Origin of the sequence: Streptomyces siamensis (genome assembly GCF_039543605.1) — a bacterium.
Lineage (GTDB): Bacteria > Actinomycetota > Actinomycetes > Streptomycetales > Streptomycetaceae > Streptomyces > Streptomyces siamensis.
In genome coordinates this window covers 184,515-201,609 of sequence record NZ_BAABKB010000023.1, presented here as the reverse complement: position 1 = coordinate 201,609, position 17,095 = coordinate 184,515, and the positions used below count along the sequence as shown (strand labels likewise).

Here is a 17,095-nt window from a genome sequence, read left to right as displayed (position 1 = left end):
GAATCCCGTCACGCGCGCGTCAGGGCGAGGCCGTTCAGTGGCGGGTCACCTGGGGAGCGATGTCCTCGGTGAATCCCTCGCCTGTGGTGGACGCGAACGTGTCGGCCTTGGCGGGGGCGGTGCCGCAGAACGCGGCCTCCAGCGTGCCACCGAGGACGGTGTTGACGGATCCGTTGTTGGAGGTGTTCGCCATCGACGTCATGCTGCGCTTGCCGTCAGCCGTGGTGAAGGCGTACGTGTAGTAGCCCTGGACGGTGCCCGTGTGGCCGTACACCGTCACGCCGCAGGAGAGCTTGCGGCTGCGCAGGCCGAGTCCGTAGGACTGGGTGCCGTCCGCGTTGACCGGAACCATGCGCATCATGTCCTGCAGCTGCGCCTTGGGCACGAGCCGGCCGGAGACGAGGGAGGAGAAGAACCGGTTCAGGTCGGCCGCGTCGGAGATGATCGCTCCGGCCGACTGCGCCCACGAGACGGTCTGCTCGGTGGAGTCCACCAGCGGCAGCGTGGTGTCGTCCTGACGCAGGTAACCGCGGGCGTAGGAACCGGAGATGGTGGTCTGCGGGTGCACGTAGGAGGTGTGCTTGAGGTCCAGCGGCTCGAAGATGCGCTGCTGGTAGTGGGTGGCCATCGGCACACCGGTGACGTGCTCGATGAGTTGGCCCAGCACCACGAAGTTGGTGTTGGAGTAGCTGTAGGCGGCCCCCGGCTCGTTGTTCACCTGGTGGGCCGTCGAACGGTCGATCAGCTCCTGGTAGGTGAACACCTTGTTCCGCACGGACTCGAAGCCGGGAACGGTGGAGGAGAACATCTCGTTGGTGTAGTCCCACAGACCACTGCGGTGGCTGAGCAGGTGCCGCACGGTGATGCGGTCGTCCGGCAGCGGCTTCGGGAGGTAGGCGTTCGCCGGGGCGTCGAGGTCGATGCGCCCCTCGGCGACCAGCTGCATGAGCACCACCGTGGTGAACGTCTTGCTGACGCTGCCGACCCGGAACCGACGGCCGGTGTCCATCGCGGCGTGCGTGGCGGTGTCCGCCTGCCCCGACGAGATGCGGTAGGTGGAGCTGCCCGCGTCGATACGGGTGAGGGCGCCGGGCGCGCCGCCGGCCATGGCCTGCTTCTGCACCGCGAGGACCGAGGTGACAGAAGGGGTGGGGAGGGAGGAGGTGGCTGCGCTCGCCGGAGAAGCGGCCAGAGTGGCCAGCACGGCAGAGCCTGCGAGCACGACGCTCGCATTCTTGATGTACATCCGAGTCTTTCTGGTCAGGGATCGGACGGGGCGCCGTGGCCCGGTCCGATGGAGTCGACGACGGTCACTGGAGAAGAAACTGAGTGACCGTCATGCCGCAGCCCGGTACTCACGCGGGGGCGGGGGGTGACGCGACGCCACCGCCTGGGCGGCGCCGGATACATCGTAATACTGTGACAATGTCGCGCGGATCGGTGGTCATGCACGCTGCCGATGCCCCACTCGTTGTCACACTGTCCTGGGGTGTTTTGGGGCTCTTCGCGCCCAGCCGAGGTCATCGCCGCCTCAGGTGGCGGTCGGGCACCGTTCATGTGCTGCGAGCCGGCGCTGCTGCCAGCGGGTTCCACCCCAGATGGAGAACGGCCACGTCGTCTCCCAGGCCTCCGAAGGGAGCGGCCAGGGACGCGGCGGACGTGACCAGCGCGTCGATGAACTCCTGAGACGGCAGATGCGCGTACTGCGTCGCCAGTCCCAGGAGGCCCTCCTCGCCGAGGCGTGCGGAGGCGTCGGTCCTGCCCTCGAAGAGCCCGTCGGTGAACAGGACGATGCTGTCCAGGGGAGCGAGGTCGATCTGAGTCTCGGCCCAGTCGGTGCACCCGGGAAAGAGACCGAGCGCGATCCCGGCTTGCGGTTCCACCCACCGGATGTCCTCGGAACGGCGTCGCAGGAGAAGGCCCGGGTGCCCCGCGCTCACCGCCCTGACGGACGTTCCTTCGGGAGGGAACACCAGCGACACGACCGTGGCATAGGTGTCGTCGTCGGCTCTCAGGTCGATCAGGATCCTTTCGAGGAGACCCAGTTGCTCCATCTGGGACCTGCCGCAGTGAACGGCCGTCCGCCAGGCCACCCGCAGATGAACGGCGAGCGCCGCTTCGACCGCTCCGTGCCCGGAAACGTCGCCGAGGATCACGTGGACGGTCGAATCCTCGGTCTGCACCACATCGAAGAAGTCGCCGCTCAGGAGTGCGTGGGACCGCCCCGGTTCGTAACGGGAAGCCACCGTGAAGTCGTCTCCGCGCAGCACCGGGGTGGGAAGGAGACTGCGCTCCAAGGAGACACTTTCGCGCGCTATCAGCGCGTCGGCCTCCGTCTTCGCCGGCCTTCCGGCGCCGGACCAGCGGTCCGCACCGCCCCACTGCGATCCGATTCTGCGCGCCCTGCGGTCACGCGCACCCGACATACCCGCCCTCAATTCCTGTTTAGCCCTCCGTGGGCCGTACATCAGACAGCGGCGTCAGCGGATGTGTGACACGGGGCGGGCATCGGGTGCCCGGGGTCACATGCCTGGTTCGTCCGCCGACCGAGAGACGCCATGGGCGGTCACCACTCGTACGCCTTGAGCGACGTTGTTCTCTCGCCGGGTCGGAACAGTGTGAAGGTCGTCCGGTCCGGAGCGGCACCCGCCTCCCGGGGCTTGTAGCACGGCGGTCTCGAGTCGGGAAGGTGCAAGCATCGCGCTGGGGATGACGTCGGCTCCCTTGACGAGGCGACGAGGGAACGCCGTCGCCTTCACAGTGCGCGTGTCACAAAGGGTGCGGCTCGTCGGTCATCCAGTCATCCGTGACCCGTTTCCCCGAACGGAAGGACAGCCGACGCGATGAAGGACATGAACGGCACAGAGAGCCATGCCCATGGAGTGAACCCACCGGGGTCATGGGTGTCTCGGCGCTCTTGCCGCGACGCGGGAGTCCTGCGTTGAGCGACCACATCCCGTTGCCCGACCTGCCCACGGAGAAGAACTTCGAAGGCCGGTCGTTCTCCGCCATCTACACCACGACCGTGACCGTCAGCGGTGGCGCGGCCGGGCACGGACGGGCCTCGGGCAGCGCCCGGTCCTCCGACGGGGCGCTGGACCTCAGTCTGCGGGTGCCTGCCGAGCTGGGCGGGGACGGCCGGGGAACCAACCCCGAGCAGTTGTTCGCGGCCGGCTGCGCGGCCTGCTACCACGGAGCCCTGAGCCTGGTGGCGCGACAAGCGGCGCTCGATCCTGCCGCCATCACCGTGGACGCGACGGTGGCCTTCGGGCGTGATCCGCAGGACGGTGGCTACGCGCTGCGTCTCGAACTCGAGGTCATCTGGCCCGGCGTCGCTCCGGAGATCGCCACTCCCTTGCTGAAGAAGGCCGACTCGCTGAGCCCGTACACGAAGATGGCCGTGCGGGGGACGCCCGTGACGGTCACGCTGGCTCCCTGAGCCGGTGCGGCACGGTCCGCGGATCGTGCCGCGACGACGCCCGCCTCGTCGATCCCGATGTCCCCCTGGACAGCCTTCTCTCCTGACGCGACGGCCGCCGGTGGGGGGCAGAGTGACGGGATCGCGGGCCATCCCCGCCCGTCACACCCGTATCGGCCGCTCGCCGGCGTCCTCATCACGGGCAGCCGAGCCGGTGGCGTCCGCCCCCTGTCACAAACACCCAGGGCGTCCGGTCGTACTCAATGACCAACCAAGGCTTTGGGAGCAAATCGTGTCTCTCAGTGAACGGCACATCTCCACCACGGTGCTGGTGATCGGTACTGGAAGACGTCTCGGCCGAACGAAAGCTCGTCGAACAGCAGGCGTGCGTCTCTACGAGCTCATCTCACAGCATCACATTCACTTCACCGCACTGCGAAAGGTTGTTCATCATGAAGGTTGTCGTCATCGGCGGAACCGGCCTGATCGGCTCGAAGGTCGTCGGCAAGCTCGACGAACACGGTCACGAGGCGGTGCCCGCCTCACCCAACACCGGCGTCAACACACTCACGGGTGAAGGGCTGGCCGACGTCCTTAAGGGCGCCTCGGTCGTGGTCGACGTGTCGAACTCCCCCTCGTACGAACCCGACGCCGTCATGGAGTTCTTCCACACCTCGACCGCCAACCTCCTCGTGGCGGAGGCGGAGGCCGGAGTGGCTCACCACGTCGTGCTCTCCATCGTGGGCACCGACCGGCTCCCGGACAACGCATACTTCCGTGCCAAGCTGGCGCAGGAGGAGCTCGTCAAGGCGTCGGGAATCGCGTACTCCATCGTCCATGCCACGCAGTTCTTCGAGTTCGTGAAGGGCATCGCGGACTCGATGACCGAGGGCGACACGGTGCGCGTCCCCGACGCGAAGATCCAGCCGCTGTACGCCGACGACGTGGCCGCCGCCGTGGCCCGCACGGCCGTCGGCGCGCCACTCGACGGTGTGGGGGAGATCGCCGGACCCGATGCGTTCGAGTTCCGGGATTTCATCACCATGGGACTCGCCGCCGACAGCGACTCTCGCAGTGTCGTGGCGGACCCTCACGCCCCGTACTTCGGCTCCGAGCTCGAAGAGACCAGCCTCCTTCCCGGCCCCGGCGCGCACATCGCCGAGACACACTTCGCCGACTGGCTCGCGCGGCGGTAAGTCATCGAGCAGGAACCCGAGTTCAGCGGTGGGCACGGTACGCGCCGACGTCTCCGTCCCACCCCGACAGCCATCGCACAAAGGAAGCGGCCTCGCCATGCTCAGGAACCACCACCAGAAGACCCGCTCCGGAACCAGCCGGTACGCGGCACTGGCCGGTGTGTACACAGTTGATCCGGTACACAGCAGGATCGGCTTCTCCGTCCGACACGCCATGATCACGAATGTGCGCGGGACGTTCGGCACCTTCGAGGGGATCCTCCAGCTCGACGGGGCGCGACCCGCCCGGTCCAAGGCCTATCTGAGTGTCCAGACCGACAGCCTGGACACGGGCATGCGGGACCGGGACGCGCACCTCGTGGGCCCCGACATCTTCGACTCCTCGACGTTTCCCCTGATGACCTTTCGGTCCACCGGACTCGTCCCGGTCGGTGGCGACGGGTTCCGTATGTCCGGAGACCTCCGGATCAAGGACGTCGAACTACCCGTCACCGTCGACCTCGCGTTCGGCGGGACCGGCCGGGACCTCGACGGGAAGAACCGGGTCGGGTTCGAGGGCACGGCCACCCTGCAGCGGTCCGACTGGGGGCTCACCTGGAACGCGGCACTGGAGACAGGAGGCGTTCTCATCGGAGACAAGGTGAGGCTGGACCTCGACATCTCGGCAGTTCAGGTGGGCCTGGCGCCCGCTGCATGACGCCGGACCCCCTGCCGGCACATCGGACCCCCTGCCGGCACATCGGACTCCCACCCTGGGAGTCCGATCTACCCCCGATGCTTTCCGGACTCTTCCGAGAGAGGACGTCTGATGACCATGGCATCCGAGAACCGACCGGCCTTCACGGCCACGGTCGCGGCGCTGACCGCCAAGGCCACCGAGCTCGAAATCCGCGTCCACGAGCTTCACCGGGCGCTCGCCGATCTCAACGTGCAGATGCAGGAGGTGTCCAACGCGCTGTGTCAGGCCTCCCGTTCGGCAACCCCGTACGACGACGCCATCGACGGCGAAGCCGACGACCATCTGCCTGATACGGCCCCGTAATCAGAACGCGCCGCCTGGACGGGAACGAACAGACGCTCACGCCTTTCTGGACCGTACGTGCCCTCGCAACCCGGCCCGAACAGGTGGCAGGTTCCTCCGGTCGGCTCTGCTGCGGCTCCTCCTCGTCACGCTCACCTCCGCGGTTGCGGTGGCGCGCGCCGTGGAGGCCCCGCTGCCCTGCACGCTCCGACCTCGACTGAACAGTGGTCAAGGCAGCCATCGCAGCCTTTCGCACGCACGCCGTTGTGCCGTCTCGGCGATCATCGACTCCACCACGGTGCCCGGCACACCATTCTCGCCGCGCCGGCTGGTCCGACGGCCCGCTGCACGGCGAACACGGTGCCCGCGCCACGGCGGCGGGGTGGCGCAGATCAGCACCACCCCGCCACCCGCGTCAACCCGTCGGCGGACCGTGCACGTCCCCTGCTGGACGACCCGGGTGACGTCATGGGCACCGGAGACGCTCAACGCGGAGGGATTGGCTTCACGTCGCACCGGGCGCCCCCGACCTGCCGTGATACTGGAGGCGTACGGTTTCGTGGCGGCCCGGGAGAATCGCTGTCGCTGTCGTCAGGTCGTGCAGCCGGGGACGCCGCCGGTGCAGTCGTCCGGGCGGTTGTCGCGCACTGTGGAGTCGTCGAGCGTCACCGTGCCGCCGCCGTTGGAGATGCCGCCGCCACTGTTCGCCGCCGTGTTGCGCTCCACCGTCGAGTCGTTCAGCTGCATCGTGCCCTGGTTGAAGATGCCGCCGCCGTCGGTGGCCGTGTTCTCGTCCACCTTGGACTGGTCGAGCGTTGTCGTGCCGGCGTTGTAGATGCCGCCGCCGCTGGCGTCAGCGGTGTTGTTGCGCACCGTGGAGTTGTCGAGCCTCGCCGTGCCCTCGACGACGAAGATGCCGGCGGCGTAGGTGGCCGTGTTCCCGTCCACCGTGGAGTGGTTCAGCGCCAGAGTGCCCTTGCTGAAGATGCCGCCGCCGTTGGAAGCGGTGCCGTTGCCGGTTGTCGCGGTGTTGTTGCCCACCGTCGAGTTGTTCAGCGTCACCGTGCCGCCGTCGTTGTAGATGCCGCCACCGCCACTCACTGCCGTACCGTCGAGGCCGCTTGCCGCGGCGTTGTTGCCCACCGTCGAGTTGTTCAGCGTCACCGTGCCGCCGCCGTTGTAGATGCCGCCGCCACCACTGGTGCCGCTCGTCGCGGTGTTGAACCGAACCGTGGTGCGGTCCAGCGTCACCGTGCTGCCGCCGGTGTTGGAGATGCCGCCGCCCGCGACCGCGGTCCCGTCGGTGATGGTCAGGGAGGAAAGCCACACCCGGGCCGCATCGGCCACCTTCACGGTGGAGCCGGCGTGGTTGCCGTCGAGGACCGCGCGCCCCTGGCCGATCAGGGTCAGGTCGTCGGCGAGGGTGAAGGGGCCGACGCAGGTCCCCTTCACTCGTAGCGTCGCCCCTGGCGCCGCACTGGTGATCGCGCGCTGAAGGGCTTGGGGGTCGTCCTTGCAGTTCACGTCGGTGCCGTTCTTGTCCGCGGCCGCGGCGGGGCCTCCGACCACGCCGAGCACCCCCACGGTCGCCATGACTGTTGCCGCCCACCGCCGTCGGGCCGCCCCGGCTGCTCGCATCACCATCTGTGTCCTCCTGTTCGGCGCGCGGGCGCCCGGCGCTCGTCCTTGTGCAAGGGGATCGGCCTGGACACCCCGACGTCAGGGATGGTGCCCCTGGCGGGCGGGGGCCGCCCGCCAGGCTGCCGTGGCATCCGCCGAACAGCCGAAGCCGACGACCGGCATGGCTCAGGAACCGTGCTCGACGGGCCCCGCGCGAGGTGTCGTCCGGATGCCGGCACGGGCTTCGTGACCACGAACCCGAAGGGGTTCAGTGCCGGCAACGCGCGTCGGGAATCAACGTCGGTGAACGGCACGGCCGATAGATTCCGACACACCTTGGATTCAGACACCCCTTCTACGTCGGGCGGCAGCCTCCTTGCCATAAGAGGCGGTGACCTTGGCCTGGAATCCGAAAGAACACCCTTCTCTTTTGTGCAGCCGGGAGAAACGAATGAACGTCGAGTTCGCCGTCGAACGGCGCACAGCGATGCGACTGGGAGGGATGATGGCACTCGGGGCGGGCGGTTCATTCGTGGCCGCCTGCAGGGGTACGGGCTCCTCGAAAACCCATCCGACGGGAAAGCCTTTGTCGGCGCCCACGGGGAGCGACTTCATCTTCGGGTACGGTTCGCTGATCCAGCGAGCATCGCGGACGTCGACCTGGGCCAAGGCTGAGGAAGCTGCACCGGTGGTGGTCCGGGGAATCAGTCGCGGCTGGTACGACAGGGTGGACACGGTCAGTTGGAGCCCCACGTACCTTGGGGCCGTCTCCAAGAATGACGCCCGATGCAATGGCGTGATCTTCCCCGTCACTCCAGAGGAACTCAGGGCCTACGCACGACGTGAATCCGGATACCGGCCCACGCGGATCGCGTCAAGCAACATCACCATGCTGGACGGCAGCACACGTCCGCCCGTCGGCACCGTATGGTATTTCGCCAACGTCACCCGACGTTATCCGAGCGAGCGATATCCCATCGTCCAGTCCTATGTGGACGTGTGCCTGGACGGCTGCCTGGAAAACGAGGAGCGCTTTCCGGAAGCCCGAAAAGCCCAGTTCGCCAAAGAATTCATCAGAACCACTTCCGACTGGCGGGCACCCTGGTTCAACGACCGGATCTACCCCTGGCGACCCACGGTCCACGTCCCCCGGGCCAACTCCATCGACACACTGATCCGTGACGAACTCGGCGAGGACCTCTTCGACCAGATCACCCTTCCCCGTAGGTGACCCGGTGCGGCGCAAGGAGTGAGGACGGTCGGCAAAGGTGTCACAGCATCTGTGACCGTCCTGTCTGTAGGGGTGAGCGCACCAAGGTGTGGAGCGCGATCATCCTGCCGACCAGGCGTCACGTCTCCTGAAGCCTTCCCGAACACCCGGAAGGTCGATCAGCGCGGCGGCTGCGTCGAGTGGTGCCGTGTGAGAGGGAGGATGCCGTATGGACCGTGCGGATGACGCGGTGCCGATCGTGGAGCTGCTCGACGAGCGGCGGCATCTGCTGGATGTCGCGCACTGGATGCTGGGCAGCAGCAGCGAGGCCGAGAGAGTGATCGACGAGACCTATCGGCGGTGGTACGAGCTGCCTCGCCCGGCGCGGGTGCAGATTGCCGCGCCCCGTTCATGGCTCGCGCAAGTAGCCGGCGGCATCTGCCTGGCCAGACTGTCCCTGCCCGGACCGGGGAGGAGCGACACCCGGAACCAAGGTGCGACGCGGGCGAGTACCGGAAGTCCTGACGGAATGCTTCAGGAGGCGGTCGGCGAGGTTCTGCGGGGTGCGCTGGTCTCGCTGTCTGCAGCCGAGCGGGCGGCCTTCATCCTCAATGACGTCTTCGGTCGAGCGCCGGGTCGGGCCGAGGACGCCTGGGACCAGTCGGAGCGCGCCTACTCGGCCGACCACGCACTGCGCAGCCTGGGAGCACGACGCCCGCAGCGCACGGCACCGCACCAGCACGACACGGTGGCCCGCGCCTTCCAGCAGGCATGGCTGACGCCGGACGCGGCACTCCTGACCTCCTTGCTGGCACCCGATGCGGCAGCACTCTTCGACGGCGGCGGCAAGGTCCGAGCCCTGGTCACGCCCGTACACGGCAACCAGCAAGTCGCCCGCAGCCTGCTGTCACTGCTTCCCGGTTCCCCACGCACCAGCCTGGACACCCGGTCCGTCAACGGACGGACCGGTCTCGTGGCGACCTGCGACCACCAGGTCGCCGCGGTCATCAGCCTCGACATCGCCGACCACCACATCACCCACGTCTGGGCCACCCTCAACCCGGACAAGCTCCGCCCCTGGAACCGGCCACGCACCGCCCCCGGCCCGCCGAAGACGGGTGACGAGGCCGCCGAGCACCTGAGAAATGACGCGTGAGACCATTGTTCACACGTTGGTGCACGGTGCGGCGAGACGGTACGGGCAATGCCTACGGCTGTCCGATGAACATGGGATCGCACCCCCTGCGACCTGCGGATACTGCTTCCGTGGGTAACCACTTGGAGATGGCGAAACCTGTCACACCACGCGGACGGTTCCGGTCTAGAGATCAGATGCATGGGAGAAGCCGTGACCACACGAGACCACAGCACCTGGGGCAGCCAGGCAACCGACGACGGAGCGGGCCAATGCGCGGCGGCCGCATGACCACGCCGCTTCACCGAACCGACACCCGGAGGATGGGAGACAGCAGGACCATGCAGCAGGAGACGTCCCGCTCGGAAAGCACTCTCGAAGAGGCCGTTTCCGTGTTCTGGGAGCTCCGTCCGCGTCTCTTCGGTATCGCATACCGTGTGCTGGGAAGCGCGGTCGAGGCAGAAGACGTGATTCAGGAAGTGTGGCTGCGCTGGCAGAAGACCGACCGCTCGACGGTGGCCAGCCCCGTGGCGTTTCTGTCGAGTGCGACCACCCGGCTGGCCATCAACGTGGCTCAGTCCGCCCGCGTGCGCCGCGAGATCTACATCGGTCCATGGCTGCCCGAGCCCCTCGACACGAGCACCGACCCGGAGGCGGGGGCCGAGCGCGCGGAGGCCCTCGAACTGGCGCTGCTCCTCCTGATGGAGAGACTCAATCCCACCGAGCGCGCCGCGTACGTGCTCCGCGAGGCGTTCGACTACGCCTACGCCGAGATAGCGGAGATCCTTCAACTCAGCCTGGTCAACGTGCGGAAGATCGTGAGCCGGGCCCGCCGGCATCTCTCGGCCGGCCGACGAGTCACGGTGGACACGGACGAGCACCGCAGGCTCCTCGAAGCTTTCGTCGCGGCGGCGCAATCGGGAAATGTGGCCGCGCTCGAGGCCCTCCTCACGCCGGATGCCGTCAGTCTGTCCGACGGCAACGGCCTGCGAGGCGCCGCTCGCCTGCCCGTTCTGGGCCGCTCCCGCGTGGCGAACCTGGCGACGGCCACCCAGCAGTTCTGGCGCGACGCGGAGGTCCGCACCGTGCAGGCCAACGGACGGCACGCCGTGGTGATCTACCGGGACGGCCGGCCCGCGACCTTCCTGACCATCGCGGCGTCGCAACAGGGCATTCACCAGCTGATGTGGGTGTTCAGCCCCAGCAAGATCGCCGCGTTCTTCGACTCGCACTCGCGTTCCACGTCGGCACTCGACACCCGGCCTCCACGCCGGCGCTCGGCGCTCGCCCCTCTCAGGGACGCATCGTAGCCACGACGTGATCGCACCGACGGCACCGTGTTCCATGCTGCCTGTCTCACCTGTGTTCCGGAGTGCACTCCTGCATATGATGGCTCGGGGGGCACCCATCCCGGCGCTCCGGCCGAACAGCACCGCAAGCGGGTCGGCAGGGGCGTGACACGAAGGGTCGAGGATGAGAGGAACACATGGTCTCCGGCACCCGCGCTGCGCACAACATTGAGATCACCGCTGAGAGTCTCCAGGAGGAACTGGCCCGCCTGGAGGTTCAGAAGCAGGCGCTGGAGAGAGAACTGGCCGCGGTCGTAGCGCACCTCGGCTCCGTCCAGCGGGCCCTCAGCGCGCTCGAGGGCCTGATGCACACCGCCCCCGAGTCGGTCCCCGTGGGCGCTGCCCGTGTTGCGGCTGCCGGCGTGGACCAGGCATCGGCGCCCGCGAAGCCACAACCCGACCTGGCCTCCTCCACGCCGGCCGATGGCGCGCCGAAGAAGGCCGCACCGCGGATCCGGCAGCCCGAGAGCCGGCGGGACGCCAAGGAGCGTTCCGCCTCCGATGCCGCCGACGGCCAGCGGAAGTACGGGGAGCTCACCGAGCAGATCCTCGAGTATTTCGGCACGGTCGGCCAGGCGGATGTGCGTGCGCGCGACGTGGCCGCGGCTCTCGGCCGCGATGCCGACAACGGGAGTATCAACGCGGTCCGGAGCACACTCGATCGCCTGGTCGGCACCTCACGTATCCGCCGTACCGGCCGGGGGCTCTACCGCGCCACACGCTCCTGACGTCCAGCGGGGACTTCATCAACCAGCACGGAGACCTCACCGGCGTCGCTCCTGCACCGCGAACAATGTCCGGGCGCCACCCAAGGTGGTGCGGTGGCGCCCGGGACGGGTCACCTGCTCGGCTCTAGGCAGCAGGTGACGAGGCGCTCCGGAACCCTCACGGGGGGATCGTGTGACGCTGGGCCCGAAACGCTGTGTTCAGCATATCAAAACTTTGTTCCAGTCCGCACGGGCCCCTTGTCGCGGCGAACATGTTGTGTCGACAAGAGACAGTGTTACGGCTTGGACGGTCAGCCGGCGGTGCCGACGAGCACCGCAATGCACAGGCCGAACATGACCGCGGTGATGAGGGTCGCCGCGCCGTACGCACCACGGCGTAGCTGCGCGTAGCGCTTGGCGTGGTGCTTCTCCACTGCAGTGATGTGGTCTGTGATGTGCTGCGTCATCTTCCGGCACATACAGATCTGCTCTTCCACGTACCACCACTCGATCTCGGCCCTCTGTGTCTCGCTCAGCCCGGCCACACGTGCGGCGAACTCGGCAGCGCGGCAGTGGGCAGTACGGCGATGGGCTTCCCAGTACAGGAATCCTTCGATGTCGGTCAGGCCGCGCGCGGCCTCGTCGCTGGCGTCCACAGGGTCCTCACGGCGGGGAACGGGTCGTCGAAGGGCACAGCGGAAGCGCCCCCGCCGCGACAACACAGTGTGTACGGCCAAGGGCGTCCACGCCTCAACGATGGATGGCGGAACTGCGTCGGATCTGACCCCTCACGGGGCACCGGATCAATTCCGCAATTCAGCATATCCCGCTCGCGATTGCGGCAGCGGGCGGGGGCCCTGCGTGCGCTGGCCGGTCGTGTGACATGCGACTGCACACATGTCACACCTTGCGCATCAGCCCGGCGTGGACATGGGTGCCGACCGACATGTCACTGCTACCGCGCGCACTGCAGCCAATCCTCGTAGCGCTGGAGGCCACATCGGCGCCCGCCGGGGTGCGGCGCCGGCGTGTCGCGGCCCGGCTCGTCGAGCGCGAAGAGATTCCAGCCACAACTGAGCGACGGCGGCTCGACCACGTTCTGGCCTGCTGCGGACTGTCTGCATGCAGGAAGCCGTCGTTGACCGTGGCTGACCGCATGATGTGGCACGGCTGTGGCACAGGGACGTCGTCGTCCCGAATTGGGGGCGGGCTGGTCATTGAAGTCTGCTCGGCTGGTCACTTGGGCGTCTGAGGTCGATGCCAGTTGACTACGGTCGTGGTGGTTGCTGTACTCCGCTGCCGTATAGCCACGGGGGCTGGCCCCTTCATATCCGGTCTCTGTGAACCAAGGCATCCGCCAAGCTCATCAACCCGGTCCGGGGCAGTGTGCTCCCGTCGGGCACAGGGAGTTCACAGCCTTCGTGAGCGGCTCCGTCATGTCCGTGCCGGGCGGTGAGTACACGATGATGGCGTACAGCGTCCCGCCGGCGGCATGGAAACGATGGTCGACGGTCTGGGTGGCCCCGTACTGTCTACTGTCGTAGCGGTAGCTGAACTCAGTCCAGTCGGCGCCGGTCCGCCGGCCGAGGTATTGGTATCCCTTGAACCCCTCTGCGATGGACTGGGCCTGCGCCGAGGACTCCGTCGCGGAGGTCTCCTTGACCTCGAACACCATCAACCTGTCCAGGCCGTTGGGGGCCGTGTAGGTGACAACGGGTTGCAGCTTCCCCTGCGTCTCCTCGCGTGCCCATCCTCGAGGGACGCTGATCACGTAGCCAGCCGGGTCATTGACCTTGTGGTAAACAGCATCGACTGACGTGGCAGGTGTTGCGACCCCCGGAGCAGGTGGCAGCAAATGAGAAACGCCGAGGGCTACGGCCAATGCGAGCAGGGTCACAAATGCAAGGCCAGCGCCACGCCACCAACTCCCGCGGTTTGGTGGAGCGGTCCCGATGTCGACGACTGTCTCCATGTCGTAGAAGATCGTTGACGTCGGTGCTGGTGTCGGGCCCTCGGTCTGTTTCGTCTCTGTGGTGGCTCCGCAAGTCACTGGCATGTCAAGCAGAGAAGCCACGTACTTTTGCCACAGCGTCGCGTTCCTCTGCCGCCCATACTCGATCAGCAACTCCACGGATTCGACGTTCGTATCCGTCAGCGAAGCCCAGTACCGCCGCGCCAGCCTGCTCACGGCTCGATCACCTCCGCGCCGCCCGGCGGTACACCGACGTGCTCCGTCGAGGCCTCGGCGGGCTCGGGACCGGAGTATCCACCCCCGAACACTGCCTGCACGGTGCGCGCGCTGCCTAACTGACGCAGCAACGCCGGCGCCGTGGCTCCCACAGCGACTGTGGCCAAGGCTCCTGTTACTTGTGGAGAAAAAATCCATCCGGCCACGGCGCCGAGGGAAAGACGAGTCACGGCTGCCAGCATGTCGGACGGGGGATCGACGTATTTGTCGAGCCGCGGAAGTTGCTTCCGCCGTTTATTCCCTGCCAAGGCGCGATGCCGAGCCGTCTGCCATGCCGCTATCCGGCCATAGAGGACGACGATCTCCACGACAAGGCCACCCAGTGCGCCGTATGTGATGGACATCGTCCACTCCATGGCCGCTCCCCCTCAGCGATGGCGCCATATGGCTCAGTCAAGAATTTCAGACAGGTGGGTGGATCGGGGCGAAGTTGACTTAAGAGCCCCGCGGGCCCCTCTGGTGATCTTCAGCGCTGTCCCATGACAGGGCCATCCCACCCGGGTCGATCACAGGGATCTGTCGACGTCGGCCAACGGCCCCTGCGCCTATGGGTTGTCCCGTAAATGATCTTTGGTGAGGCGTCGGGCCGGGTGTTCGTCCGGCGGGCGGGTTGCTCACCCGGCGATGGCGAGGTTATGCAGTCGAGCGATGCCGAGCATGGCGTGGTGCACGCCGTCGCCCGTGAGTCGGCAGTCGCGCAGAATCTTCCAGCTCTTCATGCGAGCGAAGGCGTGTTCTACGCGGGCTCTGACCTGCTTGTGGGAGCGGTTGTGTTCCTGCTTCCAGTTCGGGAGTTCGGCCTGGCCTTTCGTGCGGCGATGTGGCATCACCAGCCCGGTGCCAGGATAGCCGCCGTCCGCGATGGTCGTCGTCTTGCCTACGGCTACCTTCGCACCGGATTCCGCCCATGCCCTGCAGTCGTTGCGGTTTCCGGGCAGCGGCCGGCCGACCGCGACGACGAGACGGGTGTCGGCGTCGATGACGACCTGGTGGTTGGTGGAGTAGCGGTAGTTCTTCGATTGGTCGGCCACCGCGTGGTCTCGGGTGTGGGCACCAGGGTGCCGTCCACGATGAGCGCGGTGTCCTTCGGGAACCGCTTGCGCGGTTGGAGGGCGAGCTCGGGGCCAAGGTGGGCGATGATCCGGTCGGCCGCCGATTTGGAGATGCCGAACAGCGGGGCGAGCTGGCGCAAGGTCAAGTTCGTGCGCCAGTACGCCGTGACCAGCAAGATGCGGTCCTCCAACGGCAGCCTCCATGGCCGCCCGGGCCGTGACTCGTTCCCGATCTCATGGCCTACCACGGTCACCAACTTGCCGAAACAGCGGGGGTTCAGCCCGGAGAACGGGGCTATCCATGACGGCTCCGACGCCGTGATCACACCAGCCACGACAAGATCATCTCAGTGGCTGTGAGCCAGCCTGCCAGAACCGCTACCCACGCCCAAGGGCCTTGGTGAACCAGTGATCTGCTTTGCCATGGCCTTCGTAGGGCGTGATCTCCGCGTACCCGTGCCGCGTGTACAAAGACCGTGCCTCAGTGAGTTGGGTGTTGGTCTCGCACACGATCCGAGCGGCGCCCAACCTTCTGGCAGCTTCTTCGACGGCGAGCAGCAGACCTCGGCCCAGCCCGGCTCCCCGTCCGGCGGGACGCACGTACATCCGCTTGAGCTCCGCGGTCTTGGGGGTGCTGCCAAACAGTCTGAGACCCGCACAGCCCAGAAACTCGCCCTCTTGACTTCGCGCGACGAGAAACTCACCGCTGGGCGGGCTGAGGTCCTGGTGCGGGTCCCTAGCGAGCACTGCTTGAAGTTCCTCGTCTGTGGCTGTGCGTCCCAGCACCCGCCGACCCATCTCCATGAAGTACTGCCGCATCACCTCGTCCACAGCCGGGCCGATGACGGGCTCGGGCTTGATCGTCCAGGTAGTCATGCAGGCCATGGTCCCGAACTCGCTGTGAGTCGTCCACAGTTCTATCGACAGGCACGGCCGCGGGCCGCAGCCAGAGATCGTTACGGGGCAGCCCTTAGGCCTCGAGTCAAGCCGACGGGGCGCCGCCCCTCAGCTGAGGATGGTGCCCCGCGGTTGAGGCCAACTGGGGAGTTTGGCCTCATCTTTATCAGGCCAATCACGGGGAGTCCTCGACGCCGGTAGGCCAGTGTTTCGCTTCGGTTGGCGGATCGCGGAAGTCCAGCGTTGTCCGGCATCGTGCGCGCTTGTTGGCGTCAGGCGCTGATGTCAGGAACGGGGTTGCCCTGGGGCCCTCGGGAGTTGAGCTTCCGCTGGGACAAGTTCTAGGCAGGTGTCAGCGTGGTCGTCGCTGAGTGCCTCGGAGTGCTGGGAGGCGGCTCAGGTCGCACGGCTGCTCCCTACCTGCTTTCGGTCCGTCGCCGGTACCAATTGTCAGCGACCCACCACAGCGTCAACGCCGACAAACACATGGCCGACCCTACAAGCGCATCGAGCCACGGCTCACCCCTGCCGAAATGGAAAATCAGTGTGAAAATGACGCCACAGACGAACAGCCTGACCAGACGCTCTGCCATGCCGATCATGCTAGCCGTGAAGAATGCCGAGATGACAGAGGCCTGACAAACTGGGCGGATGGCCGTTGAGCGTGCCAGTCGCTCTATGTGACCCGTCAGGCCGGCCTGCGGTTGCCTGCCTGCGGACTGCGGCCTGGTCGTGACTGTGCCGGACGGTCGGCGCACCCGCTACGAACTCGCCGACGAACGCCTCGGCTATGCACTCGATGATCTGCGGACCGCCGTGGTAGCCGTGGAGAGCGACCGCACCTGCCCTGACGTCGACGCAAAGGGCTGCTGCTGATGACTGCGATATCCCTGGGACCGTCGCCGTCTCGACGCGACACCCTCACCCGCCGCATACGTCTGCTGGTAGCCGCGACCATCACGTACAACGTCATCGAGGCGGTCGTTGCCATCTCGGCCGGCACCCTGGCGTCCTCGACCGCGCTGGTCGGCTTCGGCCTCGACTCGATCATTGAAGTGTCGTCAGCGGCTGCGGTCGCCTGGCAGTTCTCAGCCCGAGAGCACGCCGTGCGTCCGTAAGTCCAGTCTTTTGCAACGGCCCTTGAAAAGGGATCGCTGCAGGTGGACCGTCGGACGGTCGGGCTCGCCGCCCGACCATCGAACAGACCGACGATGCGGCTGCCCTCTGCCCAGTAAGGAACCA

15 protein-coding genes and 3 pseudogenes are annotated in these 17,095 nt (G+C 67.0%); 10 read left to right on the top strand and 8 right to left on the bottom strand.

The genetic code is table 11. The features are described from left to right. Positions 1-34: 34 nt before the first annotated feature. Positions 35-1,246 (bottom strand): serine hydrolase domain-containing protein, encoded by a 1,212-nt coding sequence (locus ABEB03_RS27935; protein ID WP_345655257.1) that lies wholly within the window; start codon positions 1,244-1,246, stop codon positions 35-37. A gap of 307 nt (positions 1,247-1,553) precedes the next feature. After that, the gene (locus ABEB03_RS27930; RefSeq protein WP_425589307.1) at positions 1,554-2,297 is read right to left on the bottom strand and encodes a PP2C family protein-serine/threonine phosphatase; all 744 of its coding nucleotides are present in this window, start codon (positions 2,295-2,297) and stop codon (positions 1,554-1,556) included. A 644-nt stretch (positions 2,298-2,941) separates the two neighbouring features. Between ABEB03_RS27930 and ABEB03_RS27925 the strand changes: the two genes are divergently transcribed. The 4 genes from ABEB03_RS27925 (at position 2,942) to ABEB03_RS27910 (ending at position 5,656) form a co-directional block, all read left to right on the top strand. After that, a complete protein-coding gene (locus tag ABEB03_RS27925; RefSeq protein ID WP_345655255.1) occupies positions 2,942-3,439 on the top strand; it encodes an Ohr family peroxiredoxin in 498 nt (165 codons plus the stop codon). Between the two features lie 431 nt (positions 3,440-3,870). Continuing rightward, a complete protein-coding gene (locus tag ABEB03_RS27920; protein WP_345655253.1) occupies positions 3,871-4,614 on the top strand; it encodes an SDR family oxidoreductase in 744 nt (247 codons plus the stop codon). A gap of 97 nt (positions 4,615-4,711) precedes the next feature. Next, on the top strand, positions 4,712-5,311 hold the full coding sequence (locus ABEB03_RS27915; RefSeq protein WP_345655251.1) for a YceI family protein: 600 nt from the start codon (positions 4,712-4,714) through the stop codon (positions 5,309-5,311). 111 nt (positions 5,312-5,422) lie between these two features. Continuing rightward, the gene (locus tag ABEB03_RS27910) at positions 5,423-5,656 is read left to right on the top strand and encodes a hypothetical protein (protein ID WP_345655249.1); all 234 of its coding nucleotides are present in this window, start codon (positions 5,423-5,425) and stop codon (positions 5,654-5,656) included. A 570-nt stretch (positions 5,657-6,226) separates the two neighbouring features. On the opposite strand, the gene ABEB03_RS27905 is transcribed toward ABEB03_RS27910, so the two are convergent. Next, positions 6,227-7,279, bottom strand: coding sequence for a right-handed parallel beta-helix repeat-containing protein (locus ABEB03_RS27905; RefSeq protein ID WP_345655247.1), 1,053 nt, complete (start codon positions 7,277-7,279; stop codon positions 6,227-6,229). Between the two features lie 427 nt (positions 7,280-7,706). Between ABEB03_RS27905 and ABEB03_RS27900 the strand changes: the two genes are divergently transcribed. The 4 genes from ABEB03_RS27900 to ABEB03_RS27885 all read left to right on the top strand — a co-directional run bounded on the left by ABEB03_RS27900 (position 7,707) and on the right by ABEB03_RS27885 (position 11,677). Then, positions 7,707-8,486: a gamma-glutamylcyclotransferase family protein gene (locus ABEB03_RS27900; protein ID WP_345655245.1), complete on the top strand. Its 780-nt coding sequence runs from the start codon at positions 7,707-7,709 to the stop codon at positions 8,484-8,486. Between the two features lie 208 nt (positions 8,487-8,694). Continuing rightward, entirely contained in the window at positions 8,695-9,621 is a 927-nt protein-coding gene (locus ABEB03_RS27895) for a sigma-70 family RNA polymerase sigma factor family protein (protein ID WP_345655243.1), read from the top strand. Between the two features lie 320 nt (positions 9,622-9,941). Beyond that, positions 9,942-10,910: an RNA polymerase sigma-70 factor gene (locus ABEB03_RS27890; protein ID WP_345655372.1), complete on the top strand. Its 969-nt coding sequence runs from the start codon at positions 9,942-9,944 to the stop codon at positions 10,908-10,910. A gap of 176 nt (positions 10,911-11,086) precedes the next feature. Further along, entirely contained in the window at positions 11,087-11,677 is a 591-nt protein-coding gene (locus tag ABEB03_RS27885; RefSeq protein WP_345655241.1) for a hypothetical protein, read from the top strand. A 290-nt stretch (positions 11,678-11,967) separates the two neighbouring features. Here ABEB03_RS27885 and ABEB03_RS27880 read toward each other — a convergent pair whose 3' ends face one another. The 5 genes and pseudogenes from ABEB03_RS27880 to ABEB03_RS27860 all read right to left on the bottom strand — a co-directional run bounded on the left by ABEB03_RS27880 (position 11,968) and on the right by ABEB03_RS27860 (position 15,832). Next, on the bottom strand, positions 11,968-12,312 hold the full coding sequence (locus tag ABEB03_RS27880) for a hypothetical protein (RefSeq protein WP_345655239.1): 345 nt from the start codon (positions 12,310-12,312) through the stop codon (positions 11,968-11,970). A gap of 710 nt (positions 12,313-13,022) precedes the next feature. Beyond that, positions 13,023-13,844: a hypothetical protein gene (locus ABEB03_RS27875; protein ID WP_345655237.1), complete on the bottom strand. Its 822-nt coding sequence runs from the start codon at positions 13,842-13,844 to the stop codon at positions 13,023-13,025. Then, a complete protein-coding gene (locus ABEB03_RS27870) occupies positions 13,841-14,248 on the bottom strand; it encodes a hypothetical protein (protein WP_345655235.1) in 408 nt (135 codons plus the stop codon). Before ABEB03_RS27870 ends, ABEB03_RS27875 begins: the two co-directional genes overlap by 4 nt. A 270-nt stretch (positions 14,249-14,518) precedes the next feature. Further along, positions 14,519-15,291, bottom strand: a pseudogene (locus ABEB03_RS27865) (transposase). Positions 15,292-15,334: 43 nt separating this feature from the next. Next, on the bottom strand, positions 15,335-15,832 hold the full coding sequence (locus ABEB03_RS27860) for a GNAT family N-acetyltransferase (protein WP_345655232.1): 498 nt from the start codon (positions 15,830-15,832) through the stop codon (positions 15,335-15,337). Between the two features lie 738 nt (positions 15,833-16,570). Here ABEB03_RS27860 and ABEB03_RS27855 point away from each other — a divergent pair. Together ABEB03_RS27855 and ABEB03_RS27850 are read left to right on the top strand one after the other, a co-directional pair. Continuing rightward, a pseudogene (locus ABEB03_RS27855) lies at positions 16,571-16,729 on the top strand (transcriptional regulator); the annotation flags it as partial. Then, positions 16,729-16,965 (top strand): annotated as a pseudogene (locus ABEB03_RS27850) (cation transporter); the annotation flags it as partial. The pseudogenes ABEB03_RS27855 and ABEB03_RS27850, both read left to right, overlap by 1 nt. Between the last annotated feature and the right edge of the window lie 130 nt (positions 16,966-17,095).

Coding starts and splice junctions, on each gene's coding strand:
- ABEB03_RS27935 (WP_345655257.1), bottom strand. CDS start 1,246: ATGTACATCAAGAATGCGAGCGTCGTGCTCGCAGGCTCTGCCGTGCTG.
- ABEB03_RS27920 (WP_345655253.1), top strand. CDS start 3,871: ATGAAGGTTGTCGTCATCGGCGGAACCGGCCTGATCGGCTCGAAGGTC.
- ABEB03_RS27915 (WP_345655251.1), top strand. CDS start 4,712: ATGCTCAGGAACCACCACCAGAAGACCCGCTCCGGAACCAGCCGGTAC.
- ABEB03_RS27910 (WP_345655249.1), top strand. CDS start 5,423: ATGACCATGGCATCCGAGAACCGACCGGCCTTCACGGCCACGGTCGCG.
- ABEB03_RS27905 (WP_345655247.1), bottom strand. CDS start 7,279: ATGGTGATGCGAGCAGCCGGGGCGGCCCGACGGCGGTGGGCGGCAACA.
- ABEB03_RS27900 (WP_345655245.1), top strand. CDS start 7,707: ATGAACGTCGAGTTCGCCGTCGAACGGCGCACAGCGATGCGACTGGGA.
- ABEB03_RS27895 (WP_345655243.1), top strand. CDS start 8,695: ATGGACCGTGCGGATGACGCGGTGCCGATCGTGGAGCTGCTCGACGAG.
- ABEB03_RS27890 (WP_345655372.1), top strand. CDS start 9,942: ATGCAGCAGGAGACGTCCCGCTCGGAAAGCACTCTCGAAGAGGCCGTT.
- ABEB03_RS27885 (WP_345655241.1), top strand. CDS start 11,087: ATGGTCTCCGGCACCCGCGCTGCGCACAACATTGAGATCACCGCTGAG.
- ABEB03_RS27870 (WP_345655235.1), bottom strand. CDS start 14,248: ATGTCCATCACATACGGCGCACTGGGTGGCCTTGTCGTGGAGATCGTC.
- ABEB03_RS27860 (WP_345655232.1), bottom strand. CDS start 15,832: ATGACTACCTGGACGATCAAGCCCGAGCCCGTCATCGGCCCGGCTGTG.